Annotated in this window: 23 protein-coding genes; 15 read left to right on the top strand and 8 right to left on the bottom strand. The window is 75.2% G+C overall.

What is annotated here, in order from left to right; all coding sequences use genetic code 11:
- Positions 1–15: 15 nt before the first annotated feature.
- Positions 16–567: a YbaK/EbsC family protein gene (locus BLU42_RS10915; RefSeq protein ID WP_091074453.1), complete on the bottom strand. Its 552-nt coding sequence runs from the start codon at positions 565–567 to the stop codon at positions 16–18.
- Positions 568–738: 171 nt separating this feature from the next.
- Between BLU42_RS10915 and BLU42_RS10910 the strand changes: the two genes are divergently transcribed.
- Entirely contained in the window at positions 739–1548 is an 810-nt protein-coding gene (locus BLU42_RS10910) for a TrmH family RNA methyltransferase (RefSeq protein ID WP_091074452.1), read from the top strand.
- A 22-nt stretch (positions 1549–1570) separates the two neighbouring features.
- Here the strand turns inward: BLU42_RS10910 and def are convergent, their stop codons facing one another.
- Entirely contained in the window at positions 1571–2179 is a 609-nt protein-coding gene (gene def, locus BLU42_RS10905) for a peptide deformylase (RefSeq protein ID WP_091074451.1), read from the bottom strand.
- A gap of 126 nt (positions 2180–2305) precedes the next feature.
- Here def and BLU42_RS10900 point away from each other — a divergent pair, with 126 nt between their 5' ends.
- Positions 2306–3295, top strand: a complete 990-nt coding sequence (locus tag BLU42_RS10900; RefSeq protein ID WP_091074450.1) for a tyrosine recombinase XerC — start codon at positions 2306–2308, stop codon at positions 3293–3295.
- Positions 3296–3300: 5 nt separating this feature from the next.
- On the opposite strand, the gene BLU42_RS10895 is transcribed toward BLU42_RS10900, so the two are convergent.
- Positions 3301–3663 (bottom strand): hypothetical protein, encoded by a 363-nt coding sequence (locus BLU42_RS10895; RefSeq protein WP_091074449.1) that lies wholly within the window; start codon positions 3661–3663, stop codon positions 3301–3303.
- Between the two features lie 48 nt (positions 3664–3711).
- Complete coding sequence (locus tag BLU42_RS20615) at positions 3712–4791, bottom strand: peptidoglycan DD-metalloendopeptidase family protein (RefSeq protein WP_157719933.1); 1080 nt, start codon at positions 4789–4791, stop codon at positions 3712–3714.
- A 344-nt stretch (positions 4792–5135) separates the two neighbouring features.
- Here BLU42_RS20615 and rpsB point away from each other — a divergent pair, with 344 nt between their 5' ends.
- The 6 genes from rpsB to rlmN all read left to right on the top strand — a co-directional run bounded on the left by rpsB (position 5136) and on the right by rlmN (position 10649).
- Entirely contained in the window at positions 5136–6107 is a 972-nt protein-coding gene (gene rpsB / locus BLU42_RS10885) for a 30S ribosomal protein S2 (protein WP_091074448.1), read from the top strand.
- A gap of 45 nt (positions 6108–6152) precedes the next feature.
- A complete protein-coding gene (tsf, locus tag BLU42_RS10880; RefSeq protein WP_091074447.1) occupies positions 6153–6971 on the top strand; it encodes a translation elongation factor Ts in 819 nt (272 codons plus the stop codon).
- 113 nt (positions 6972–7084) lie between these two features.
- Positions 7085–7798 (top strand): UMP kinase, encoded by a 714-nt coding sequence (gene pyrH, locus BLU42_RS10875; RefSeq protein WP_091074446.1) that lies wholly within the window; start codon positions 7085–7087, stop codon positions 7796–7798.
- A 154-nt stretch (positions 7799–7952) separates the two neighbouring features.
- Positions 7953–8474: a ribosome recycling factor gene (frr, locus tag BLU42_RS10870; RefSeq protein WP_197680800.1), complete on the top strand. Its 522-nt coding sequence runs from the start codon at positions 7953–7955 to the stop codon at positions 8472–8474.
- Between the two features lie 22 nt (positions 8475–8496).
- Complete coding sequence (locus tag BLU42_RS10865; RefSeq protein ID WP_091074444.1) at positions 8497–9405, top strand: phosphatidate cytidylyltransferase; 909 nt, start codon at positions 8497–8499, stop codon at positions 9403–9405.
- 59 nt (positions 9406–9464) lie between these two features.
- A complete protein-coding gene (gene rlmN, locus BLU42_RS10860) occupies positions 9465–10649 on the top strand; it encodes a 23S rRNA (adenine(2503)-C(2))-methyltransferase RlmN (protein ID WP_091080164.1) in 1185 nt (394 codons plus the stop codon).
- 43 nt (positions 10650–10692) lie between these two features.
- Here the strand turns inward: rlmN and BLU42_RS10855 are convergent, their stop codons facing one another.
- Both BLU42_RS10855 and BLU42_RS10850 read right to left on the bottom strand, forming a co-directional pair.
- Positions 10693–11874: an FAD-dependent monooxygenase gene (locus BLU42_RS10855; protein WP_091074443.1), complete on the bottom strand. Its 1182-nt coding sequence runs from the start codon at positions 11872–11874 to the stop codon at positions 10693–10695.
- A gap of 86 nt (positions 11875–11960) precedes the next feature.
- Positions 11961–12596 (bottom strand): TetR/AcrR family transcriptional regulator, encoded by a 636-nt coding sequence (locus tag BLU42_RS10850; RefSeq protein ID WP_091074442.1) that lies wholly within the window; start codon positions 12594–12596, stop codon positions 11961–11963.
- 214 nt (positions 12597–12810) lie between these two features.
- Here BLU42_RS10850 and BLU42_RS10845 point away from each other — a divergent pair, with 214 nt between their 5' ends.
- From BLU42_RS10845 to BLU42_RS10835, 3 genes are all read left to right on the top strand, one after another.
- On the top strand, positions 12811–14154 hold the full coding sequence (locus tag BLU42_RS10845) for an MFS transporter (protein ID WP_231918097.1): 1344 nt from the start codon (positions 12811–12813) through the stop codon (positions 14152–14154).
- Between the two features lie 91 nt (positions 14155–14245).
- Positions 14246–14827, top strand: a complete 582-nt coding sequence (locus BLU42_RS10840; RefSeq protein WP_091074440.1) for an ArsR/SmtB family transcription factor — start codon at positions 14246–14248, stop codon at positions 14825–14827.
- Entirely contained in the window at positions 14824–16059 is a 1236-nt protein-coding gene (locus tag BLU42_RS10835) for an MFS transporter (RefSeq protein ID WP_091074439.1), read from the top strand. The genes BLU42_RS10840 and BLU42_RS10835 overlap by 4 nt, the downstream gene beginning before the upstream one ends.
- A gap of 4 nt (positions 16060–16063) precedes the next feature.
- On the opposite strand, the gene BLU42_RS10830 is transcribed toward BLU42_RS10835, so the two are convergent.
- Positions 16064–16570: a metallophosphoesterase family protein gene (locus tag BLU42_RS10830; protein WP_091074438.1), complete on the bottom strand. Its 507-nt coding sequence runs from the start codon at positions 16568–16570 to the stop codon at positions 16064–16066.
- An 89-nt stretch (positions 16571–16659) separates the two neighbouring features.
- On the opposite strand from BLU42_RS10830, the gene BLU42_RS10825 reads away from it, so the two are divergent.
- The gene (locus BLU42_RS10825) at positions 16660–18831 is read left to right on the top strand and encodes a hypothetical protein (protein ID WP_091074437.1); all 2172 of its coding nucleotides are present in this window, start codon (positions 16660–16662) and stop codon (positions 18829–18831) included.
- Between the two features lie 14 nt (positions 18832–18845).
- On the opposite strand, the gene BLU42_RS10820 is transcribed toward BLU42_RS10825, so the two are convergent.
- The gene (locus tag BLU42_RS10820) at positions 18846–19337 is read right to left on the bottom strand and encodes an EVE domain-containing protein (protein WP_091074436.1); all 492 of its coding nucleotides are present in this window, start codon (positions 19335–19337) and stop codon (positions 18846–18848) included.
- Positions 19338–19388: 51 nt separating this feature from the next.
- Between BLU42_RS10820 and malQ the strand changes: the two genes are divergently transcribed.
- From malQ to BLU42_RS10805, 3 genes are all read left to right on the top strand, one after another.
- Positions 19389–21551: a 4-alpha-glucanotransferase gene (gene malQ / locus BLU42_RS10815; RefSeq protein ID WP_172825784.1), complete on the top strand. Its 2163-nt coding sequence runs from the start codon at positions 19389–19391 to the stop codon at positions 21549–21551.
- 99 nt (positions 21552–21650) lie between these two features.
- Positions 21651–22295, top strand: a complete 645-nt coding sequence (locus tag BLU42_RS20870; protein ID WP_172825783.1) for an NADPH-dependent F420 reductase — start codon at positions 21651–21653, stop codon at positions 22293–22295.
- A 441-nt stretch (positions 22296–22736) separates the two neighbouring features.
- Positions 22737–23306, top strand: a complete 570-nt coding sequence (locus tag BLU42_RS10805; RefSeq protein ID WP_091074434.1) for a hypothetical protein — start codon at positions 22737–22739, stop codon at positions 23304–23306.
- The last annotated feature ends 67 nt before the right edge of the window (positions 23307–23373 follow it).

Genomic DNA, 23373 nt, shown 5'->3' with positions numbered 1-23373 from the left:
CCCGCAGGCGGGGGTTCAGCCGACCTGGCGCAGCAGCATCACGTGGGCGCCGGTCAGGTCGGCGAGGTGGGTGCCGGGCAGCAGCAGCTTGCTGCCGCGGGTCCCGCTGCCGACCACGACCCAGGGCTGCTCGAGCACGGCCTCGTCCACGAGGACCGGCCACTCGCCGGGCAGCCCGACCGGGGTGATCCCGCCGTACGCCATGCCCGTGCGCTCCACCGCCTCGTCCATCGGCGCGAAGGAGATCTTGCGGACGCCCAGCTGGTGACGCACCGCCTTGTTGACGTCGGCGCGGTCGGTGGCCAGGACCAGGCAGGCCGCGAGGGTCGTCGACTCGCCCCGGCGCCCGGCGACGACCACGCAGTTGGCGGACGCCGCGAGCGGCACCTCGTACGCCTCGCAGAACGCCGCGGTGTCGGCGAGGTCCTCGTCGATGGCGGCGGCGTGGACGTCCGCCGCCCAGCTCGCGTCCGCCGAACCGAGCGCCGCGGCCGTCGGCGCGGCCAGGAGGTCGAGATGCTCGAGCGCGGGGCGCCAGGGGAGGGTTCCGAGGGTGGGGGCGGGCACGACGTCAGCCTAGGGCGCGGGCCGTCGGTCCCCCTCGACCCTCCTCGAACCCCGCCGAGCGGTAGGTTGCCGCGCCTTCAGGGTCGAAATTGGCGCGGCAACCTACCTCTCGGCGGATGGTGGGGCTGGCGTACGACTCCTCGGGCGTAGGACGCACGGCAGGATGGGCGCGTGCGGGAGACGGTGCAGGACGCTGACGACCCGCGGCTCGGGGACTACGTACGCCTGCGGGAGTCGTCGCTGCGGCGCAGCCTGGAGTCCGAGCGGGGGCTGTTCATCGCCGAGGGCGAGAAGGTCATCCGCCGCGCGGCCGAGGCCGGGCACGTGCCGCGCTCGTTCCTGCTGGCGCCACGCTGGCTCGCCGGGCTCGACGACGTGCTGTCCCGCTGGCCGGACGTCCCCGTCTACGTCGTCGACGAGGCCGTGGCCGAGCAGGTCACCGGCTTCCACGTCCACCGCGGCGCGCTGGCCTCGTTCCACCGCGCCGACCTGCCGGGCGTGGACGCCCTGCTCGGGCTGCGGCGGCTCGTGGTGCTCGAGGACGTCGTGGACCACGCGAACGTCGGGGCCGTGCTGCGCAGCGCCGCCGGGCTCGGCTGGGACGGGGCGCTGCTCTCGCCGCGGTGCGCCGACCCGCTCTACCGCCGGGCGGTCAAGGTGAGCATGGGCGCGGTCTTCGCCCTGCCCTGGACCCGGCTCCCGAGCTGGCGCGACGCGCCCGCGCTGCTGGCCGAGGCGGGCGTGACGACCGTGGCCCTCACGCTGGCCGACGACAGCGTCGACCTGGGCGAGGTCGCCGGCCGGTTCGGCGACGACGACCGGGTCGCGGTGCTGCTCGGCACCGAGGGTGCGGGTCTGTCCGCGCACTGGTCCTCGACGGCCACCGTGCGCGCGCGCATCCCCATGCGCGCCGGCGTCGACTCGCTCAACGTCGCGGCCGCGGCGGCGATCGCCTGCTACGCCCTGGCGCCCTCGGCCTGACGCCGTCGCCGGACGGGTGAGGTCAGAGCTCGTCCTCCTCGGCCTCCGGCGCGGGGCCGCGGCGGGGGGAGACGGGCCAGTCGTCGGGGTATCGCTCGGCGAGGTCGTCGTGCTGCTGGCGGAGCTTCTTGCGGCCGCGGGCCGACAGCCGGTCGCCGAAGACGATGCCGTTCAGGTGGTCGGTCTCGTGCTGCAGGCAGCGGGCGAGCAGGCCGTCGCCGTGGATCTCGACCGGGTTGCCGTCGACGTCCTGGCCCCGGCAGATCGCGTGGTCGGGCCGCGCGAGCTCCTGGTAGCCGCCGGGGAAGGACAGGCAGCCCTCGTCGATCGCGTCGAGGTTGCGGTCCTTGCCCTCGGGCAGCTCGACGACCGGGTTGCAGACGACGCCGACATGGCGGACCTCGGCCTCGTCGGGGCAGTCGTAGACGAACACCGCGAGGTCGAGGCCGACCTGCGTCGCCGCGAGCCCGACACCCGAGGCCGCCTCCATCGTGGCGAACATGTCGCGCACGAGGGTGCGCAGCTCGTCGTCGAAGGTCTCCACCGGGCGGGTCTTCGCGTGCATCACCGGGGTGCCCCAGCGGGTGATCGGGAGCACGCGGCCCCCGACCGTCAGGTCGTCGTCGGTCACGGCGGGCAGGTTAGCGAACCCGGCCAGGCCGGCGGCGGTGCGCCGACCGCCTGTCGGGCAGGTCCGCGCCCGCCGGCTGCGGGGTGGCGCCTTGCCCAGGCCCCCGCAGGCACGCACAGTGACCGGATGGGAGCGAGGGTCGAGGAGGCGGCGGCGGCCGCCGGCACCAGGGCCGGCGTTGGCGCTGACGACCGCGCACCGCTGCCCGACGCGCTCGCTGGACCGCTGGAGGACTACCTGCGCGACCTCCGGCTGCGGCGCGGGCTCTCCCCGCACACGCTGCGCGCCTACCGCACCGACCTGCTGGGCCTGCTCGTCCACCTGCACGAGCACGGCGTCGACGACCTCGCCGACGCCGACCTGCGCGACCTGCGGGGCTGGCTCGCCGCCGAGCAGGCCGCGGGCCGGGCCCGCACCACGATGCAGCGGCGCTCGGCCGCCGTGCACGGCTTCTTCCGCTGGGCCGAGCAGACGCACCGGCTGCCCACCGACCCCTCGGCCGCGCTGCGCTCGCCCCGCCCGCACCGGCGCCTGCCCGAGACGCTCAGCCAGGCCGAGGCACAGCAGCTGCTGGAGGACGCCATCGCGATCGCCCGCGAGGACGGGGGACCGGTGGGGCTGCGCGACGTCGCGCTGCTCGAGGTGCTCTACGCCACGGGCGTGCGCGTCGCCGAGCTCTGCGGGCTGGACCTCGGCGACCTCGACCGCGACCGACGGGTGCTGCGGGTCTTCGGCAAGGGGGCCAAGGAACGTTCCGTCCCGCTCGGCGTGCCCGCCCTCGACGCGCTGGAGTCCTGGCTGGCCCGCGGCCGTCCCGCCCTGGCCACTGCGGCGAGCGGAGCGGCGACCTTCGTCGGCGAGCGCGGGGGCCGCCTCGACCCGCGCGTGGTCCGGCGGATCGTCCACCGCGCCCTGCGGACGGTCGACGGCGCCCCGGACCTCGGGCCCCACGGCCTGCGCCACGCCATGGCGACCCACCTGCTCGAGGGCGGCGCCGACCTGCGCAGCGTGCAGGAGATGCTCGGCCACGCCTCCCTGGCGACGACGCAGATCTACACCCACGTCACCGACGAGCGCCTGCGCTCGGCCTACCTCCAGGCCCACCCGCGCGCCTGAGCCGGTCAGAGCGTGCGCAGCCTCTCCGAGCCGGTGTCGAAGAACGCGTCGAGGTAGGCCTCGGCCGGCAGCGTGCTCCCGCGCAGGAGCGAGAAGACCTCCGCCCCGTCGGCCGGGCCGTCGGACAGCGCGAAGGCCTGCGCCAGGCCGAGGTAGCGGTCGGGCGCGTCCGGGATGGCCGCCGCGTACGTCCGCGCCTCGGCCTCGGCCCGGGCCACCGCCTCCTCGACGGAGGTGGCGCGCCACAAGGTGATGCGCTCCTCGTAGACCGACTCCTCCCGGTCGTCGGGAAGCCAGCCCTCCTCGAACAGGCAGCGGACCGCGAACCAGCGCGGGTCCTGGGGCAGGGCGAAGGGGTCCTGGGTCATGGCGGCAGCGTCGCACCCGGTCGCCGGCCCGGCCCGGGGCGGCCGTCGTCACAGCCACGTCATCGGGTCGACCATGCGGCCGTCGAGCCAGACCATCAGGTGCAGGTGGCACCCGGTGGCGAAGCCCGTCTGCCCGACGTAACCCACGACCTGGCCGCGACGCACGTGCGCGCCGGGGGAGACGACGTAGCGGACCGCGTGGTTGTACGCGGTGACGACCTCGTGGCCGTCGACCCGGCCGTGGTCGATGAACAGCCGGTTGCCGTAGCCGACGCTCGACACCCGGCGGGTCACACGGCCGGCGTAGGCGGCCCGGATCGGGGTGCCGCAGGCGGCGCCGAGGTCGGCCCCGTCGTGGAGCTTCCACACGTGCAGGACGGGGTGGAAGCGCCGTCCGAACGGCGAGGTGAGGGCACCGGGCACCGGCCGGACGAAGCCGTGGCTGCCGGGCGGCCCGACCGCGCCGACGGCGCCCACCGGGCCGCCGACGAAGCCGAGCGCCGCCGACTCGACCGCCTTGCGCGCCGCCTCGCGGGCCAGCGCCTCGGCGACCACGACCGCGCGGCGCGAGGACGGGACCAGGCGCAGCGTCCCGGCCGTGCCCGCCGAGAACGCGCCGTCCGGCGGGGCGAGCGGGTCCAGGTAGGTCGACCCGCGCTTGAGGCCCCAGTGCAGGCAGCGGTCCTGGCAGTGCTCCTCGCGCCCGACGCGGCCGACCACGTCGCCGCGGTGCACGCGCGTCCCCACCCGGACCGTGCCCTCGACGGGCTCGAGCGTCGAGCGGACCCCGCCGTGGTCGACCACCACGACGGGCTTGCCGGCGACCCGGCCGACGAAGACCACCGTCCCGTCGCCCGGCGCCAGCACGCGCTGACCCGGTCGCGCCTCGAGGTCCACCCCGCGGTGCCCGGGACCCCACGCGACGTCCGGCGGGTCGAACCCCTCGGTGACGGTCGGCGTCCCGTCGAGGGGCCAGCCACCCGTCGCGGTCCCGGCGGTGCCGCCCGGCTCGGGGGCGGCGTCCGCGGTGCGGGGGAGCGGCGTGGCCAGGACGCCGAGCACGCCGAGCAGCACGGCCACGAGCAGGGCGGGCAGTCGGCCGCCGCGTCGGGCGGAGGTGGTCGTCACGCCCGGAGGATGGTGCGGAGGTGCCCGTCCGTGCCGCCCGCCGGGACCCGCCTGTGGACGACGGACGGAACCGTCACCGGTGCTGTGGACGACCGGCACGGCGACGCCCCGCGACCGCTGCAGGACGATTCGGTCGCACCCTCGCGGACGGGTACCCTGGGCACCAGCAGGCCCACCTGGGCCTGACTTCGCGTGCCCACCTCCGGTCCTCACCGACCGGGCGGCGCCACGGTCCCGACCTCGTCGGGCAGGCGCCCGCGTGGGCACCAGGGAGCACCGAACCGCTCGGTGCTCGACGAACCGTACGTCGGCGCCCGCGCGCGCCGGCAAGAGGAGGAACGGCCATGGCCGTCGTCACCACCCGCCAGCTCCTCGAGAGCGGCGTCCACTTCGGGCACCAGACCCGTCGCTGGAACCCCAAGATGAAGCGCTTCATCTTCACCGAGCGCAACGGCATCTACATCATCGACCTGCAGCAGTCGCTGACCTACATCGACCGCGCGTACGCGTTCGTCAAGGACACGGTCGGCCGCGGCGGCCAGGTGCTCTTCATCGGCACCAAGAAGCAGGCCCAGGAGGCCGTCGCCGAGCAGGCGACCCGCGTCGGCATGCCCTACGTGAACCACCGCTGGCTGGGCGGCATGCTCACCAACTTCGGCACCATCGCCAAGCGCATCCAGCGCCTCAAGGAGCTCGAGGTCATGGACTTCGACGACGTCGCGGCCTCCGGCCTGACGAAGAAGGAGCTCCTCGGGCTGCGCCGCGAGAAGGACAAGCTCGAGAAGACCCTCGGCGGCATCCGTGACATGGCCAAGACCCCGCAGGCGGTCTGGATCATCGACACGAAGAAGGAGCACCTCGCCGTCGACGAGGCGCGCAAGCTGCGCATCCCCGTCATCGGCATCCTCGACACCAACTGCGACCCCGACGAGGTCGACTTCGCCATCCCGGGCAACGACGACGCGATCCGCTCCGTCTCGCTGCTGACCCGCGTGCTCGCCGACGCGGTCGCCGAGGGCCTGGTCTCCCGCTCCGGCGGCTCGCAGACCGGTGCCGAGGCCGAGGTCGAGCCCATGCCCGACTGGGAGCGCGAGCTCCTGGGCGCCTCGCAGGAGCCCGCCGGGTCCGTCCCCGACGCCCAGCCGGCCGCCGACGCCGCCCCGGTGCCCGGTGACGAGCAGCCCGGCCCCGCCGCGGTGGAGGCCGAGCAGGCCGCCGACGCGCAGGTCGACGTGGAGCAGCAGGCCGACGCCCCCGCCGAGAACACCTACGACGCCGCCGCCGGCACCACGCACCAGCTGACCGACCAGCACTGATCCCGGCCTCCGGGGTCGAACGAACAGACGAGGACGAGGACACGAATGGCGATCTCCGCCGCTGACGTGAAGAAGCTCCGCGACGCCACGGGCGCCGGGATGATGGACTGCAAGAAGGCCCTGACCGAGACCGACGGCGACTACGACGCCGCGGTCGAGGTGCTGCGGGTCAACGGCCAGGCCAAGGCCGCGAAGCGGGGCGCCGAGCGCTCCGCCACCAACGGCCTGGTCGCCTTCGAGGACGGGGCGCTGCTCCAGCTCGGGGCCGAGACCGACTTCGTCGCCAAGAACCAGGAGTTCCAGGACCTGGCGAGCGAGGCGGTCAAGGCCGTGGCGGCCAACCAGGCCACCGGCGTCGAGGCGGCCAACGCCGCGTCGCTGCCGTCCGGCCAGACCGTCGGCGAGGCCGTCGAGGCCCTCGCGGTCAAGATCGGCGAGAAGCTCGAGGTGAGCAACGCGGCGTACTTCGACGGCAAGACCGTCGTCTACCTGCACCGTCGCGCCTCGGACCTGCCGCCCCAGGTGGGCGTGCTCGTCGAGTACGACGGCACCGACGAGACGGCCGCCCGTGCGGTCGCGATGCAGATCGCGGCCATGCGGCCGACCTACCTGAGCCGGGACGAGGTGCCCGCCGACCTCGTCGAGAACGAGCGGCGCATCGCGGAGGCCCAGGCCAAGGAGGAGGGCAAGCCCGAGCGTGCCCTGCCGATGATCGTCGAGGGCCGGGTGAACTCCTTCTTCAAGGACGTCGCCCTGCTCGACCAGCCGTCGGTCACCGACGGCAAGACCTCGGTCGGCAAGCAGCTCGAGGCCGCCGGCGTCACCGTCAAGCGGTTCGTCCGCTTCGAGGCCGCCGGCTCCTGATCGCCGACGACGTGCCCTGAGCCTCTCGAGGCTCAGGGCACGTCGCACGACCGGAGCAGCACAGCACGACCGGAGCAGCACCCGTCCCGCACCGTCCCCCGAGGAGCCCATCGATGACCGGACCGTACGCACGCGTGATGCTCAAGCTCTCCGGCGAGGTGTTCGGCGGCGGCAGCGTCGGGGTCGACCCCATCGTGGTGCACGGCGTCGCCACCCAGATCGCCGAGGTCGTCAAGGCGGGCACGCAGGTCGCCGTGGTCGTCGGCGGCGGCAACTTCTTCCGGGGCGCCGAGCTCCAGCAGGGCGGCATGGACCGCGACCGCGCCGACTACATGGGCATGCTCGGCACCGTCATGAACTGCCTCGCCCTCCAGGACTTCCTGGAGAAGGAGGGCGTGCAGACCCGCGTGCAGACCGCGATCGCCATGGGCCAGATCGCCGAGCCCTACATCCCGCGCCGGGCCGAGCGGCACCTGGAGAAGGGCCGCGTCGTGATCTTCGGCGCCGGCTCCGGGATGCCCTACTTCTCCACCGACACCGTCGCCGCGCAGCGCGCGCTCGAGGTGGGCGCGGACGTGCTCCTGATGGGCAAGCAGGGTGTCGACGGCGTCTACTCCGCCGACCCCAAGCGCGACCCCTCGGCGGTCAAGTTCGACGAGCTGACCTACGACGACTTCCTGCTGAAGGACCTCAAGGTGGCCGACGCGACGGCGATCAGCATGGCCCGGGACAACAAGCTGGCGATGGTCTTCTTCGGCCTCGACAACCCCGGCAGCATCGTCGCCGTCGTGTCGGGTGAGAAGATCGGGACCACGGTCCACGCCTGAGCGTCCCCGGACGGGCTGAGCGCGGACCGCGGACGTCCGCAGCCGCCCGACCAGGACCGCACCAGACCGGGCCCCGCCCGGCACCCCCTGCACGACCGTACGAAGGAGCCCTTCCGTGACCGCCGCCGAGATCCTCTCCGACGCCGACGACAGCATGGAGCTGGCTGTCGAGTACGCCAAGGAGGAGTTCGCCGCCATCCGCACCGGGCGGGCCCACCCGGCGATGTTCGCCAAGATCACCGCCGAGTACTACGGGGCCTACACCCCCCTGCAGCAGCTCGCGAGCTTCCAGGTCCCCGAGGCTCGGATGGTCCTGGTGACCCCGTACGACCGCGCCTCGCTGCCGGCGATCGAGAAGGCCATCCGCCAGTCCGACCTCGGCGTCAACCCGTCGAACGACGGCAACTCGATCCGCCTGGTCCTGCCCGAGCTCACCGAGCAGCGGCGCAAGGAGTACATCAAGCTCGCCCGCACCAAGGCCGAGGACGCCCGGATCTCCATCCGTGGCTCGCGTCGCACCGCCAAGGACGCCCTGGACAAGCTGGTGAAGGACAAGGAGGTCGGCGAGGACGAGGTGACCCGCGCCGAGAAGCAGCTGGACGCCTCGACCAAGAAGTACGTCGACCAGGTCGACGAGGTCCTCAAGCACAAGGAGTCCGAGCTGCTCGAGGTCTGAGCAGCCGGTCCTCCCACCGCTCGTGACCTCAGACGCCGCACCGCCCCCGGGTCCGCCGGCGGCGCCGGAGCCCCTCGCGCCGCCCGCGCACACCAGCCGCGCGGGCCGCGACCTGCCCAAGGCCATCGGCATCGGCGTCGGGCTGGGCGCGTACGTCGTGCTCAGCCTGCTGTTTCTCAAGCCGGCCTTCGTGCTGCTCGTCGCCGTCGCCCTGGTGCTCGGCTCGCGCGAGCTGCACGCCGCGCTCAAGCGGCAGGGCATGAACGCGGCGATCGTGCCGATCATGGTCGGCACCGTGGCGATCGCCATCGGCTCCTACCTGGCCGGCATCCAGCGCCCGATCGTCTACTCCACGACCAGCGTGCTGCTCGGCGCCCTGGCGCTCACGGTGCTCGCCGCGCTGGTGTGGCGGATGCCCGGCGGGGCGCACGGCTACGTGAAGGACGCGGCGGCCAGCCTCTTCATCATCTGCTACGTGCCGCTGCTCGGCTCGTTCACGGCGCTCATGCTCGCCGGCGAGAACGGGGGAGCGCGGCTGGTCACCTTCATCCTCGTGGTGGTGATGAGCGACACCGGCGGCTACGTCTTCGGCGTCCTCCTGGGCAAGCACCCGATGGCACCCCGGATCAGCCCCAAGAAGTCGTGGGAGGGCCTGGTCGGCTCGCTGGTCTTCGGCGTCGCGTCCGGGGTGGCCATGGCCGTGCTGGGCCTGAAGGTGCCGGTCTGGATCGGCGTGCTCATCGGCGTCGCCCTGGTCGCCGTCGGCACCTGCGGCGACCTCATCGAGTCGATGGTCAAGCGCGACCTCGGCATCAAGGACATGAGCTCGTTCCTGCCCGGGCACGGCGGGGTCATGGATCGTCTCGACAGCCTCCTCGTGGCGGCCCCGGTAGCCTGGCTCATCATGTACGTGCTCGTCCCTGGAGGCTGACCGTGAGCGCAGCAGGATCCCCCGACCTGCCGGTCGCGACCGTCGAGATCCCGGAGTACGTGCAGCCGCCCGACAAGTCGTCGCTGCCGCTCGTCTTCACCGCCCCGCGTCGGGGCAAGCCGCCGGTCCACTGGGCCGACCTCGACCCGGCCGCCCGGCGTACGGCCGTCGAGCAGGCGGGCCACCGGGCGTACCGGGCCCGACAGATCTCGGCGCACTACTTCGAGGGGCTGCGCAGCGACCCCGACACCTGGACCGACCTGCCGGCGGGCGTGCGCAGCGAGCTCGCCTCGGCGTTCATGCCGCCGCTGCTCACCTCGGTGCGCGAGCTGACCTGCGACGACGGCGACACGGTCAAGAACCTGTGGCGCCTGCACGACGGCGCGCTGGTCGAGAGCGTGCTGATGCGCTACCCCGACCGGGTCACCATGTGCGTCTCGAGCCAGGCCGGCTGCGGCATGGCGTGCCCCTTCTGCGCGACCGGCCAGGGCGGCCTGCAGCGCAACATGAGCACCGCCGAGATCGTCGAGCAGGTCGTCGACGGCGCCCGCAAGCTCGCGCACGGCCACTTCGGCGACGACGAGCCGGGCGCGGCGCCGCGGGTCAGCAACGTCGTGTTCATGGGCATGGGCGAGCCGCTGGCCAACTACAAGGCCGTCGTCGGCGCGCTGCGCCAGCTGACCACGCCGAAGCCGGACGGCCTGGGCATGAGCGCGCGCGGCATCACCGTCTCGACGGTGGGCCTCGTGCCGCGCATCCACCAGCTCTCCGAGGAGGGCCTCCCGGTCACGCTGGCGCTCTCGCTGCACGCGCCCGACGACGAGCTGCGCGACGAGCTCGTCCCGGTCAACACCCGCTGGAACGTCGACGAGGTCGTCGACGCCGCCTGGGAGTACGCCCGGACGACCCGGCGCCGCGTCTCGATCGAGTACATCCTCATCCGCGACGTGAACGACCAGCCGCAGCGGGCCGAGCAGCTCGCCAAGGTCCTCAAGCGGCGCGGCAGCTGGGGCTGGGTGCACGTCAACCTCATCCCGCTCAACCCGACGCCGGGCTCGCGCTGGACCGCCTCGCGCCGCCGCGACGAGGACGAGTTCGTCCGCCGGCTCCAGGCGCGCGGCGTCCCGGTGACGGTCCGCGACACCCGGGGCCGCGAGATCGACGGGGCCTGCGGGCAGCTCGCCGCCGGCAGCGCCGACGTCGACGCCTCGGTCACCGCGCCCCCGGCGCGGGCGCTGGTCTGAGGTTCCTGCTGTCGGCGCACCGGCGTCGAGCCCGGCCGCCGGCTCAGGCGGCGTTCGTGGGCTCGGGCGCGCGGTCGGCGAGCAGGGCCTCGTAGTCGGGCAGGTCGAGGTCGGCCGCGGGGCGCTCGAGCAGGCGGAGCAGCGGAGCCGCGAGCGCCATCGTCGAGAAGGCCAGGTTGCGCAGGCGCAGGCATAACCGGGTGCGCGGGGCGAGGATACGACCGGCGTTCACCTTCTCCGAGATCGACGCGTAGTCACGGAACCTCTCCTCGAACCGCGCCAGCGCACGCTCGTGGTCCCCGTCGGCCAGCGCGAGCTCGCCCGCCAGCACGTACGCGCCGACCAGCGCGAGACCGGTGCCGTAGCCGCCGAGCGTGTTGCCCCACGCGGCGTCCCCGAGCAGGACCACGCGTCCCGACGACCAGCGGTCGGCCCTGACCCGCGCGATCGCGTCGAGGTAGACCTCGTCCGCCGCCGGGACCTGCGCCATCAGCTCGGGCACCCGCCAGCCCGCGCCCGCGAAGGCCGCGAGGAGCGTCGCCTTCTGCGCCTCCACGTCCCCGCGGTCTACCGCGGAGGCATCCGAGGCGAAGACGAAGAACGCCGGCGCCTTGCCGCTGCCGAGCAGGACGGTCCGCCCGGGCTCGCTGTACGCGACCTCGTCGGCCCCGTCGATCGTCAGGTCGGTGAGGACGTAGGAGTAGCCGAGGTGACGGACGAAGTCGGGCTCGGGGCCGAAGGCCAGCCGGCGGACGTTGGAGTGGATGCCGTCCGCGCCCACGACGAGGTCGTAGGTCCGGGGCTCGCCGTGCTCGAAGGTCACGTGCACGCCGTCGGCGCGCTGATCGAGCGCGGAGACGGAGTCGCCGAAGACGTACGTGACGCGCTCCGCGGTGAGGTCGTGCAGGACGCGGGCCACGTCGCCGCGGGGCACGTTGATCTCCCCGCCGCCGAACGCACCGGGGACGGTCGCGATCGTGCGCCCCGCCGCGTCCACGACGACCCCGTCGGGGCTCGGGACGGCGGCGGCGCGGACGGCGTCGAGGATGCCGGTGCGCTCGAGGACGGTGCGGTGCACCGCGCCCTTGAAGTCGACGGCCTGGCCGCCGGGACGCACGGCCGGGGCCTTCTCCACGACGGTGACGTCGAAGCCGAAGCGGTCGAGCCAGTGGGCGAGGGCGGGTCCGGCGATGCTGGCGCCGGAGACGAGGACACGGGTCTGCACGAAGAGCTCCTCAGGACGTGCGGGGACCGCCCGCGCCGGTCGGCGCGGGTGGGTGCTGCGGGGTGGTCTTGCGGGGCGCTACGTGCTCAGGGGGCGCCGAGGGTGCGGAAGTGCCGGTCGAGGTCGTCGAGAGCGAGGTCGGCGCTGCGCCTCGTGGTGCCTCCGACCGGGTCGAAGGGCAGGTCGTCGAGCACCGCCCGGCCGACCTGGTCGGTGACCCACTGGACAACGGCGACGAGCGCGGCCGCGTGCGCGTGGGCGACCAGCGCCTCGACCCCCGCGGTGGTGTCGACGACGGCGGCCGCCACCGTGGCCGTCTGCCGCTCGCGGAACTCCAGCGCGTAGCGCCGCAGCACCGGGCTGCCGAGGCAGAGCGCGGCGAACTCGCCGCGGGCCAGCGCGCGGTCCTCGGTCCGCAGCCGGTCGACGTCCTCGTGCACGAGGGCCCGCACCACCTCGGCGGGGCTGGCGCCCGGCGCCCGGTCACGGACGAGCCGGTCGTAGCGGAGCCGGATCTCCTCGGCGCGGTCGAGCACGAGGTCGTGCTTGGCCGGGAAGTAGTTGTAGACGGTCTGGTCGGAGACGTCGGCCGCGCGGGCCACGTCGAGCACCGAGACCGCGTCGTAGCCGCGGTCGGCGAAGAGGGCCGCCGCCACGTCCGCGAGCCGCTCGCGCGTCTCCGCCTTCTTGCGGTCGCGGAGTCCTGCTTCCCGTCGTGGCACTTCTCTAGGCTAGCCCAATGTTTTTGGTCTGCCAAGCAATCGCATGGACGGCACCGGGCGGTGGGTGCAGAAGGGGACACGATGCTGGCGTGCGACGACTCCGCGGACGCGACGTGGCCCGCGTCGGTGCGGCGCGGACGAGCGCCGGCGTACGCCGGTCGGGAGTCGGGTCCTGAACCGTCCGCTCGCGCTGCTCGTCGCCGGCACCTTCTTCATGGAGATCCTCGACGGCACCGTCCTCGCCACGGCAGCGCCAGCGATCGCCGCCGACTTCGGCGTGGCGCCCGTCGACGTGAACCTGGCGGTGACGGCCTACCTCGTCGCCCTCGCGGCCGGCATCCCGGTCAGCGGCTGGCTGGCCGCCCGCTGGGGCAGCCGGCGGGTCCTGCTGCTCGGGATCGTGCTCTTCACGGTCGCCTCCGCCCTGTGCGCGGCGAGCACGAGCCTGCCCGTGATGGTCCTGGACCGCGTCCTGCAGGGCGGCGGCGGTGCGTTGATGGTGCCGGTCGGCCGGCTCGTGGTCCTGCGGTCGACGCCCAAGGAGGACCTGCTGCCGACGATCGCCTACCTCACCTGGCCCGCGCTCCTGGCGCCCGTCGTCGCGCCCTCGCTCGGCGGCTGGGTGGTGACGGTGGCCTCGTGGCACTGGATCTTCCTCGTCAACGTCCCCCTCGGCGTCGTCGCCTGCGTGGCGGCCGTCCGGCTGGTGCCGCGGACCACCGAACCGCTCCCCGCGCGCCTCGACCGCCGCGGGCTGGCGTTGACGACGGCCGTGCTCGTGAGCGTGCTGGTGGGCCTCGAGCTCCTCCGGCCGGGGTCGTCCCCGCTCCTCGGCGTCCTGCTGCTCGGGGTCGGTGGGCTGCTGGGCGTGGCTGCCGTCCGCTGGTTGCGGCGTGCGCCGGACCCGCTCCTCGACCTCGACGGGCTGGGGGTGCGGAGCTTCCGCGCCGCGAACGTGGAGGGCTCGGTCTACCGCGCCGTGATCAGCGCCGTGCCGTTCGTCGTCCCGCTGCTGCTCCAGGTCGGCCTCGGCTGGTCGGCCGCCCGGGCCGGCCTGCTGCTCATGGCGCTGTTCGTGGGCAACGTCGGGGTCAAGCCGCTCACGACACCGCTGCTGCGCTGCTTCGGCTTCCGCGCGGTGCTGGTCTGGAGCATCGCCGGCGGGGCGCTCGTGCTGCTCGGGCTCGCCCTGGTCGGCCCGTCGACGCCGGTGCCCGTCCTCGCCGGCGCCCTGGTGCTGAGCGGCGCGCTGCGCTCGGTCGGCTTCAGCGCGTACAACTCGCTCCAGTTCGCCGACGTGGACCCCGAGCGCCTCCGCGGCGCCAACGTGCTGTCGGCGACGGTGCAGCAGGTCGCCGGTGCCCTCGGGGTCGCCGGGGGAGCGCTGCTGCTGCGCGTCGGGCAGGCCCTGGGGTCGGGCTCGGGGTTCGACGCCGACGGGCTGCTGGCCTACCGCACCGCCTTCGTCGTCCTCGCGGTGGTGCTGCTGGTGCCGCTCGTCGACGCCGTCCGGCTGCCCGCCGCCGTCGGGGAGGAGGTCACCGGCCGCCGCGCCTGACGACGGCACTGAGGAGCGCGGTCCGGCGCTCGTGCAGAAGACTTCTGCACAAAACTTGTGCAGAGAAGTTCTGCACGAGTACGGTCCTCCTGTGCCTTCCGACGAGAACACCGCCTGGCTCGACGCGACCGCCGTACGCGTCCTGGCCCACCCGCTGCGCTCCCGGCTGCTGTCGCGGCTGCGGGTGACCGGTCCGGCGACGGCCACGGACCTGGCGAGCGCGCTGAGCACGAACACCGGGGCCACCAGCTACCACCTGCGTCGGCTCGAGGCCGTGGGCCTCGTGACGGACACGGGAGAGGGCGAGGGCAAGCGGCGGCTGTGGCGCGCGACCACCGTCGCGCACGGCTGGCACCGCAGCACCTTCGCCGACGACGAGGACGCCGAGGTCGCCCTCGACTGGCTCGAGCGCTCGTACGTCCGCCAGGTCGCGACCGGTGCGGAGGCGTGGCTCGACGCCGTCGGCGACTGGCCCGCCGAGTGGGCCGACGCGACCGGGCTGAACGACACCGTCGTCACGGTGACGCCGGCCCGGCTCCGCGCCCTCACCGAGGAGCTGCGGGCGGTGACCGAGCGCTACCGGGCGGCCCCGAGCGACGACCCGGACGCCCGCCAGGTGAAGGTCTCGCTGCTCACCCATCCCGTGGACGTGGACCGGGCGCCCGGCTCGTGACCACCGCGCGGACGGCCGAGCGTCGGCTGCTGCTGCTCACCTGCACCCGGTGGCTGCCCACGGGGCTGGTCTTCGGGCTCACCGTGCTGCTGCCGCTGCAGCGGGGCCTGTCCCTGGCCGACGTCGGGGCGATGGTCGCCACGCAGGGGTTCGTCGTGCTGGCGCTCGAGCTGCCCAGCGGGGGGCTGGCCGACGCGGTCGGGCGCCGTCCGGTGCTGCTCCTCGCCGGCGTGCTCGGCGTCGCCTCGACCCTCGTCCTCGTGCTGGCCCAGCAGGCCTGGGTCTTCGTGGTCGCGCTCGCCCTGCAGGGGGTCTACCGGGCCCTGGACTCCGGACCGCTCGAGGCGTGGTTCGTCGACACCGCCCTGGCCGACGACCCGTCCACCCCGGTCGAGCGCGCGCTGAGCCGCGCGGGCACCGTCCTCGGGGCCGCCATCGCCGTCGGTGCGCTGGTCTCGGCCGGGCTGGTCGCCTGGCACCCCGTCGCCGGCTCGAGCGCGCTCCTGCTGCCCTTCGGCGCCGCGCTCGCGGGCATGCTCGTCCACCTGGTGCTCACCGCGGTGCTCGTGACCGAGGCGCCCCACCGCGAGCGCGCACGGGGGGCCGCGCTGCTCGCCTCGACCCGGCAGGCGCCGCGGCTGGTGGTGGACGGCGTACGGCTCCTGCGGGCCGACCGGGTGCTGCGTTGCGTCGTGCTGGTCGAGGTCTTCTGGGGCGTGGGCATGATCGGCTTCGAGACGCTGATGCCCGCGCGGCTCGCCGAGCAGCTCGGCGGCGTGGAGCGGGCCGCCGTCGTCCTCGGTCCGGCGGCGGCCGGCGCCTGGGGCCTGTACGCGGTCGGTGCCGGCGCGGCCGGGCTCGTCGGGCGTCGCCTCGGCGTCGCCTGGACCGCCGTCGGTGCCCGGCTCGCCTGCGGGCTGCTCGTCGTCGTCATGGGCCTGGCGACGGGCCCGGTCGGGCTGGTCGTGGCCTACCTCGCCGCGTACACGCTCCACGGCGCCAACAACCCCGTCCACGCGACCCTCCTGCACCGCCGGGCGAGCGCGGGCAACCGGGCCACCGTCCTGTCGATCAACTCGATGGTCTCCGGCGGCTGCTACTCACTCGGCGTCCTGGTCCTCGGTCCGCTGGCCGCCGCGACGAGCACCGGGGTGGCGACGGTCGTGGCGGGCGCATTCAGCGCCCTGGGCGCGGCGCTCTACCTGCCCGCGGTGCGCACCGAGCAGCGCTGAGCCCTCACGGCAGCGTGACGAGCTCGTAGGCGCCGACCTGCCCGTCCGCGACGTCCAGGAGGCCGAGCGTGCGGTGCGGCTGTCGGCGCTTGTCGGTCGGCGAGCCCGGGTTGAGGATCCGCAGCCGGGTGCCGTCAGGAAAGGGCTGCGCCTCGTCGAGCGGGATGTGGGAGTGGCCGAAGACGACCAGGTCCGCGTCGGGGAAGCGTCGGTGCATCCGGGCGACCCGCCCCTGCTTCGCCCCGGCGTCGTGGACCATCGCGACCCGCAGCCCCTCGAGCTCGAGCTCCAGCGTCTCGGGCGCGCCCCAGGCCGCGACCTCCGGCCCGTCGTTGTTGCCGAGCACCGCCTTCACCGGCGCGAAGGCCGCCAGCTCGTCGAGCACGCCCGGGACGCAGACGTCGCCCGCGTGCAGGACCAGGTCGGCCCCGCCGAGGTGCGCGGCGACGGCCGGGGGCAGCCCCTTCCAGAACCGCGGGGCGTGGGTGTCGGAGAGCAGGACGACGCGCACGCCAGCATCGTCCTGCATCGCCGTCCCGGTCCACGGTCGGGACGCGGGAGATTCGCCCCGGCGCGCCGACGTGGTGGACTAGGCGGACGATGCCCGCAGCCAAGCCGAAGAGCCCGCAGACCAAGGACCCGTACGCCGCGCAGGGCAAGGCCCTCGCCTCGGCGGTCCAGCGGCTGCGCGGCTGGCTCAGCACCGACGCCGCCCGGCTGCCCGAGCTCGTCGACGCCCTGAACGCGCTGGTCGCGCACCGCCTCGACGGGCACGCGTACGCCGCGGCCGGCGCCGAGGCGCAGGAGGCGGTCAAGCGCTCCGCCGAGCACCTGCTGGCCAGCGGCCCGGTGGGTCCCTACAGCAGCGCGCCCGACGTCGTCCGCTGCGGCACGGCCCTGGTGCAGCTCGCCGCGCTGCAGGCGGGGATCGGGCTGGTGGAGCCCGCCGGCGCGACGCTCGCCTCCTGGGACGGGCTGCGGGGACAGGTCGCCGAGGCCGGCACCGTCGTCGAGCTCGACGCCGGCACCGGCCGGCGGGCCCTCCTCGTCGCCGGGCGGGTGGCGCTCGCCGAGGGCGACGCCGCCCTGGCCAACGCGTACGCGGACGCGGCCCTGGCCGTGCCGCGCCCCGGTGACGACCCCGGGTTCGTGATGGTGGACCTCGAGCGGCTCGCCTCCGACGCCCGCTGGGCCGGCGGGCGGGCCGAGCAGTCGCTCGGCTTCCTGCACAGCGCCAAGGAGGCGTACGAGCGCGCGGGCGGCGAGCGCCTCGACGAGCCCGGACGGCTCGCGCCGGCCCTGGCCGAACGGCTCTCCGAACCGCTCCCGGCGCTCTACCGCGACCTCGCCGACCGCCTCGGCGCGCTGGGGGAGCGCGACCTCGCGCTCGCCAACCGGCGGCTGCTCGTCGACCGCCTCCGCAGCCTGGTCGCGCGGGTCGAGGCCCTGCGCCCGGCGCTGGTGTCCGCGCTGACCGACCTCGCCTCCGACCTGCTGGCCGCGGACCGGGCGGAGGAGGCGTACGGCGTCGCCGCCGAGGCCGAGTCGGCCGCGGCCGACCGCGCGGTCCCGTCGGGCCCGCGGCTGCTGGCCGCCGCGGTCCTCGCCCGGGCCTCGCTCGCCGCCGGGCACCCTGCCCCCGCCGGTCCGCTGCGCGGGCTCCTGGCCGGCGAGGGCGAGGCGGCCGGTCCCACCGTGCGGGGCGTCGCGTCCGCCGCGCTCGCCGAGCTGCTCCGCGCCGAGGGCCTCGAGGAGGCCGCCCGCGCCGCGCTCGACGGCGTCGAGGTGTCGCCCGACCGGGCCCGCGGCGTCGTGGGCCGCGGCAGCTCGGCGGTCTCGTGGTCGCCCCTCGGGTCCGACCGCGCGTACGGCGCACCCCTCGGGCAGGCCGACGGCGTGGTCGCCGCGACCCCGACCTGGCTCGAGCAGGAGCGCGCCGAGGCCCAGCGCCAGGAGGCGCAGCGCGCCGACGAGGTCCGTCGCGAGGCCGAGGCCCAGGTGGCGGAGGCGGCCCGTGAGCAGGAGGCCGCCCGTGCGGCGGCCGCCGCCCGCGCGAGCGCCGAGGCCGAGGAGCGCGAGCGCGAGGAGACCGCCCGGCGCGCCGCGGAGGAGGCCGACCAGGCCGAGCGCAAGCGCCGCCGCGAGGAGCGCCTGCGCCAGCACCAGGCCGAGGTCGACGAGCGCGAGCGCGCCGCCCGCGGCGTGCGCCGCGACGAGATCGACGCCCGGCTCGCCGAGCTCGACGCCGCCGAGGAGCCCGAGCGCGACCGCCTGCTCGCCGAGCGCGGTTCGCTGGACGCGGCCGACGCCGCCCTCGAGCAGGCCCCGACCCCGGAGGTCGTCGCAGCGCCGTCAGCGCCCGAGCCGACCACGGTCCCTGAGCCGCCCACGATCCCTGAGCCTGTCGAAGGGCCTCCCGCGCCGGAGCCGACCCCGACCGCCGAGCCGGAGCAGGCCACGACCCCCGAGCCGACCACGACCCCTGAGCCCGTCGAAGGGCCGCCCGCACCCGAACCCTCCGAACCCGAGCCCGACGAGCTGGACCAGGCCGAGGCCGCGTACGCCGCGGCCCGGTCGTCCGGTGGTCGGCGCGAGACCCGGGCGGCGGCCGAGCGGGTGGTCGAGCTGCTGCGTCCCCGGGCTTCAGCGGACCCGGGGGCGTACAACGCCCGGCTGCGGACCGCGCTGGAGAACCTCGGCGCCGCGCGGCTGCGGACCGGGGACCTCTTCGGCTCCCGCTCGGCCAACCGCGAGGCCCGCACCCTCGGCTGACCCGCCCGCCCGGCTCAGCGCGGCGGTGACGGCCAGGGCGGCAGCAGGGGCTCGAGCGCGGCGAGCTGGTCACGGGACACCCAGGAGGGGTTCGACCCCTGGGGGACGCGCTGCACCTCGAGGTCGGTGACGCCGGCGGCGCGGAGCTCGGCGACGGGCAGCGGGTCGTCGAGCAGCGGGACGTGCACCTCGACCCGGGCGCGCAGCGCGTGACGCGCCGCGTCGTCGAGCCACCAGCCGCGGTCGCCGTCGGTCCAGGGCTCGGCGGGCCCGACCACGTGGCCGAGACCCCAGACGCCGCGCGGCAGCCCGCCGGTGCCGGGCCCCGACAGCCAGAAGACGACGCGGTCGCCCCGGCGTATCAGCGCGCTGCGGTAGCCGGGCCGCACCGACCACGACGTAATCATCGAGTGCCCCTCGGCGAGGAAGCGGCGCACGTCCCAGACGGCCGGGTTGCCCTTCAGCAGCCACGCTCCCAGCACCGCGCGACTCACGGCCTGCCCCACGGCCCAGGAGTCTGCCGGACGTCCCGGAGCGTGACGGTGCGGTCTGGGAGCATGGCGGCCGTGCCCGACCTCGACCCGGCCCTGAGAGCCCTCGCCGACGCGTACGGCATCGCCACCGAGTACTGGGACTGGCAGGGCCGCCACGTCGTGGTGGCCCGCGAGACGGTCGAGGCGGTGCTCGCCGCGCTCGACGTCGACGCGAGCACGCCGGAGGCGGCCCACGCGGCGCTCGAGGCGCGCGAGCAGGAGCCGTGGACGCGGATGCTGCCGCCCTTCGTCGCGCTGCGGGCGGGGCGCACGGGCCGGGTCGACGTGCACCTGCGCGACGGCGACGGCCTGAGGGTGTGGATCGACCTCGAGACCGGCGGCGTCTGGGAGCACCTCCGCCAGCTCGAGAACTGGACCCCGGCCCGGCACCTCGACGGCCCGTACCCCGGCGGCGGCCCGGTGGGCGAGGCGACGTTCGAGCTCCCCGACGCGCTGCCGCTCGGCTACCACACGCTCCGCGCGAGCAGCACCGACGCCGCGGGGCAGCTGCACGAGGCGTCCGCGCGGCTGGTCGTCACGCCGGCCTGGCTCGGCTTCCCCGCCTCGGTGGGGGAGCGGCGCACCTGGGGCGTCGCGACGCAGCTCTACAGCGTGACCTCCGAGCAGTCGTGGGGCGTCGGCGACCTCGTCGACCTCGAGGACCTGGCCGTCTGGTCGGCCGCGACGAGCGGCGCCGACCACGTCCTGGTCAACCCGCTGCACGCCGCCGAGCCGGTCCCGCCGCTGGAGCCCTCGCCCTACCTGCCGACCTCGCGGCGCTTCGCCAACCCGCTCTACCTCCGCGTCGAGCGCATCCCCGAGCACGCCACCGCGCCCGACGCGGTCCGGGCCGAGGTCGCCCGGCTGCGCGCGGACCTCGCCGCACGCCTGGAGGGCGTCGACGCCATCGACCGAGACGCGGCCTGGACGGCCAAGCGGGCCGCGCTGCAGGCGCTGTTCGCGGTGCCGCGGACAGCGGGTCGCGAGGCCGCCTTCGCCGCCTACCGCGCGCGCGAGGGCAGTGGCCTGCAGGACTTCGCCACCTGGTCCGCGCTCGCCGTCGGCCTCGGGCCGGACTGGCCGACCTGGCCGGAGGCCCTGCGGCACCCGGGCTCGCCGGCGGTGCTGGCCTGGGCGCGCGAGCACGAGGACGAGGTCGCCTTCGAGTGCTGGCTGCAGTGGGCGCTCGACGAGCAGCTCGACGGCACCCAGGCGGCGGCCCTGCGCGCGGGCATGCGGCTCGGCGTGATGCACGACCTCGCCGTCGGCGTGAACCCGCGCGGCGCCGACGCGTGGAGCCTGCAGGACACGTACGCGCGCGGCATCACCGTCGGCGCGCCGCCGGACCCGTACAACCAGCACGGCCAGGACTGGAGCCAGCCGCCCTGGCGCCCCGACCGGCTCGCCGAGGCGGCGTACGAGCCGTGGCGGGCCATGGTGTCGACGATCCTGCGTCACGCGGGCGGCATCCGCGTCGACCACGTGATCGGGCTCTTCCGGCTCTGGTGGATCCCGCAGGGGCTCGGGCCCAAGGCCGGGACCTACGTCCGCCTCGACCACGAGGCCATGGTCGGCATCCTCGCGCTGGAGGCGCACCGGGCCGAGGCGCTGGTGGTGGGGGAGGACCTCGGCACGGTCGAGCCCTGGGTCCGCGACGACCTGCGCAGCCGCGGCATCCTCGGGACCTCGATCCTGTGGTTCGAGTTCGACTTCGACGGCGACGGGAGCCCGCTCGCCCCCGAGCTGTGGCGCGAGTACTGCCTGGCCTCGGTCACCACGCACGACCTGCCGCCGACGACGGCCTACCTGGCCGGCGACCACGTGCGCCTGCGCGAGCGGCTCGGCGTGCTCACCCGGCCCTTCGAGGAGGAGCTGGCCCTCGACGAGGCCGAGCGGGGGGCGTGGCTCGACACGCTCCGCGCGCACGGGGTGCTGGCCGACGGGGCGGACGTGGAGGAGACCGTGCAGGCGCTGCACCGCTACCTGACGCTCACGCCGTCGCGGCTGCTCAACTTGGCCCTGACCGATGCGGTCGGCGACCGGCGCGCTCAGAACCAGCCGGGCACGACGGACGAGTACCCGAACTGGCGCGTCCCCCTGACCGACGCCGACGGCCGGCCCGTCCGCCTCGAGGACGTCTTCAGGAGCCCGCGCGTCCGGGCGCTGCTCGCCGTCCTCGAGGGCTGACGGGCACCAGCGGCCGGAATCGGGAACACGAGGGCCCTCCATGTAGTTGACTGCTCAACGAACCGGCCCGGGTGGGTCGGTCGAGCTGCAGGAGGACTCGTGGCCGTCGTCGCCGTCATCGGAGCGGGCAAGCTGGGCGGGGCGCTGGCGCGTCGCGCGCTGGCGGCCGGGCACACCGTCTCGGTGGCCGGGCGCACGGACGGGACGGCCTTCCGCGAGCGCGTCGCGCGCACCGTCCCCGGGGCGCGCGCGTCCTCGGTCGAGGTCGCCCTGCAGGGCGCCGACCTCGTCGTCCTGGCCCTGCCGCTGGGGGAGCACCGCCGCCTCGACCCGACCCTGCTCGCCAGCCACGTGGTCGTCGACGCGATGAACGACTGGACGACGGGTCCCGCCTCCGGGGCGGGCACCGCGGCCGAGGACAGCAGCCTGCGCGTGCAGCGCGACCTCCCCGGCGCCCACGTCGTCAAGGCGTTCAACCACATCGGCTACCACGACCTCGACGACGAGCCGCTCCACGGCGCGTCGCCCCGGCGTGCCCTCGCGGTCGCCGGCGACGACCGCGCCGCCGCGCGCCGGGTGGCGGACCTGGTCGAGAGCCTGGGCTTCGACGCCGTCGACGCCGGGCCCCTCGCCCGCGGCGCCGGATTCGCCGTCGGGACCCCCGCCTTCGCGGCCCCGCGCACCGCCACGGAGCTCGGCGCCCTCCTGACGTCAGCCCGACGAGGGCTGCTCGTCGCCGCCTGAGCCGGCGTCCAGGGGCGTGAACTCGTACCCAGGCAGCGGTTTGGGCAACCGGCCGACGGGTTATGCACGGGTCGGATGCTGTCGGGGGGTCCGAGGGCACCCAGTCAGGGCCGGGGTGAGCGCACCCCGGTCCTGACGTGCTCCGGGGACGACCCCACGAGGGTCTGCGGACGGTCCGGCCGGACGGGTCCGCCTGCTCCGCCCTGCCGACGCCCTGGTTCCTCCCGCCCGGTCCTGTCCGCTTGGGGACATGACCGGCATGTGACAGCCCAGGTTCTGTTAGTGCCCGAATAAATGCGGTTACCTGGAGGTCGTCAGGCGGGACCGGATGAACCCCCGAGCGTCCGTCCCGCCTGACCCCTGCGTCGTACGGGACCGTCCGCGCAGCGGGTGGGACGCAGGACCGCGGAGGCCGGTCCAGGACCCGGGAGGGGGGAGCAGTTGCTGCTCGTGACGCTCGTGGTGGCGTCGACCGCCCTCGTCGTCGCGGTCGTCGCCCTCGTCCGGGTGCACGCGGTCACCCGGCTCGTGCTGGAGACGGCGGCAGCCGGGGGTGAGCGGTCCGGCGACGTCGACTGGCAGCTGCAGTGGATCGAGCCCGGGGTGTTCGCGCTGACCAACACCAGCTCCGAGGTGGCGGCCTTCGACGTCGAGGTGTCCTCGACCCTCACGCCGTCGGCCGGCGGGTCCGTCGTCGGCGCCGTCGCCCGCGCGTCCCGCGTCAACCCGGGCGCGTGGCTCGAGGTGCGGCACCCCGGCGTGGGCCAGTCGGTCTACGACGACCTCCAGCAGCTGCGGCGCAGCACCGCCCTCACCGAGGAGCTCCGGCGCCGTCCCGAACCGCTCGACGTCACCCACCTCGCCCTGCTGAGCTCCACCGGCGCCGGCATCGACGTGCTGCAGGAGCGGGTCGAGCACACGCTCGCGTACGCCGTCAGCTGGCGCAGCAGCGGCGTCGCCCGTCGCCGGATGCCACCCGCGCAACGGCTGGTGCCCAGCCCCGTCGTCTGAGGCCCGCCCGGCGTCGGGACGCCGGGGTCGAGGTTCCGTCCCGGGCGGGAGGGACGCCCGGGACGGG

The sequence above is a fragment of the Microlunatus sagamiharensis genome, assembly GCF_900105785.1.
Lineage (GTDB): Bacteria > Actinomycetota > Actinomycetes > Propionibacteriales > Propionibacteriaceae > Microlunatus > Microlunatus sagamiharensis.
This window is presented reverse-complemented; position numbering and strand designations above follow the sequence as displayed.

Excerpts from the sequence above, each read along its gene's own strand:
- BLU42_RS10900 (WP_091074450.1), top strand. The coding sequence starts at position 2,306 with ATGGGAGCGAGGGTCGAGGAGGCGGCGGCGGCCGCCGGCACCAGGGCC.
- BLU42_RS10895 (WP_091074449.1), bottom strand. The coding sequence starts at position 3,663 with ATGACCCAGGACCCCTTCGCCCTGCCCCAGGACCCGCGCTGGTTCGCG.
- rpsB (WP_091074448.1), top strand. The coding sequence starts at position 5,136 with ATGGCCGTCGTCACCACCCGCCAGCTCCTCGAGAGCGGCGTCCACTTC.
- tsf (WP_091074447.1), top strand. The coding sequence starts at position 6,153 with ATGGCGATCTCCGCCGCTGACGTGAAGAAGCTCCGCGACGCCACGGGC.
- pyrH (WP_091074446.1), top strand. The coding sequence starts at position 7,085 with ATGACCGGACCGTACGCACGCGTGATGCTCAAGCTCTCCGGCGAGGTG.
- frr (WP_197680800.1), top strand. The coding sequence starts at position 7,953 with ATGGAGCTGGCTGTCGAGTACGCCAAGGAGGAGTTCGCCGCCATCCGC.
- BLU42_RS10845 (WP_231918097.1), top strand. The coding sequence starts at position 12,811 with ATGGAGATCCTCGACGGCACCGTCCTCGCCACGGCAGCGCCAGCGATC.
- BLU42_RS10825 (WP_091074437.1), top strand. The coding sequence starts at position 16,660 with ATGCCCGCAGCCAAGCCGAAGAGCCCGCAGACCAAGGACCCGTACGCC.
- malQ (WP_172825784.1), top strand. The coding sequence starts at position 19,389 with ATGGCGGCCGTGCCCGACCTCGACCCGGCCCTGAGAGCCCTCGCCGAC.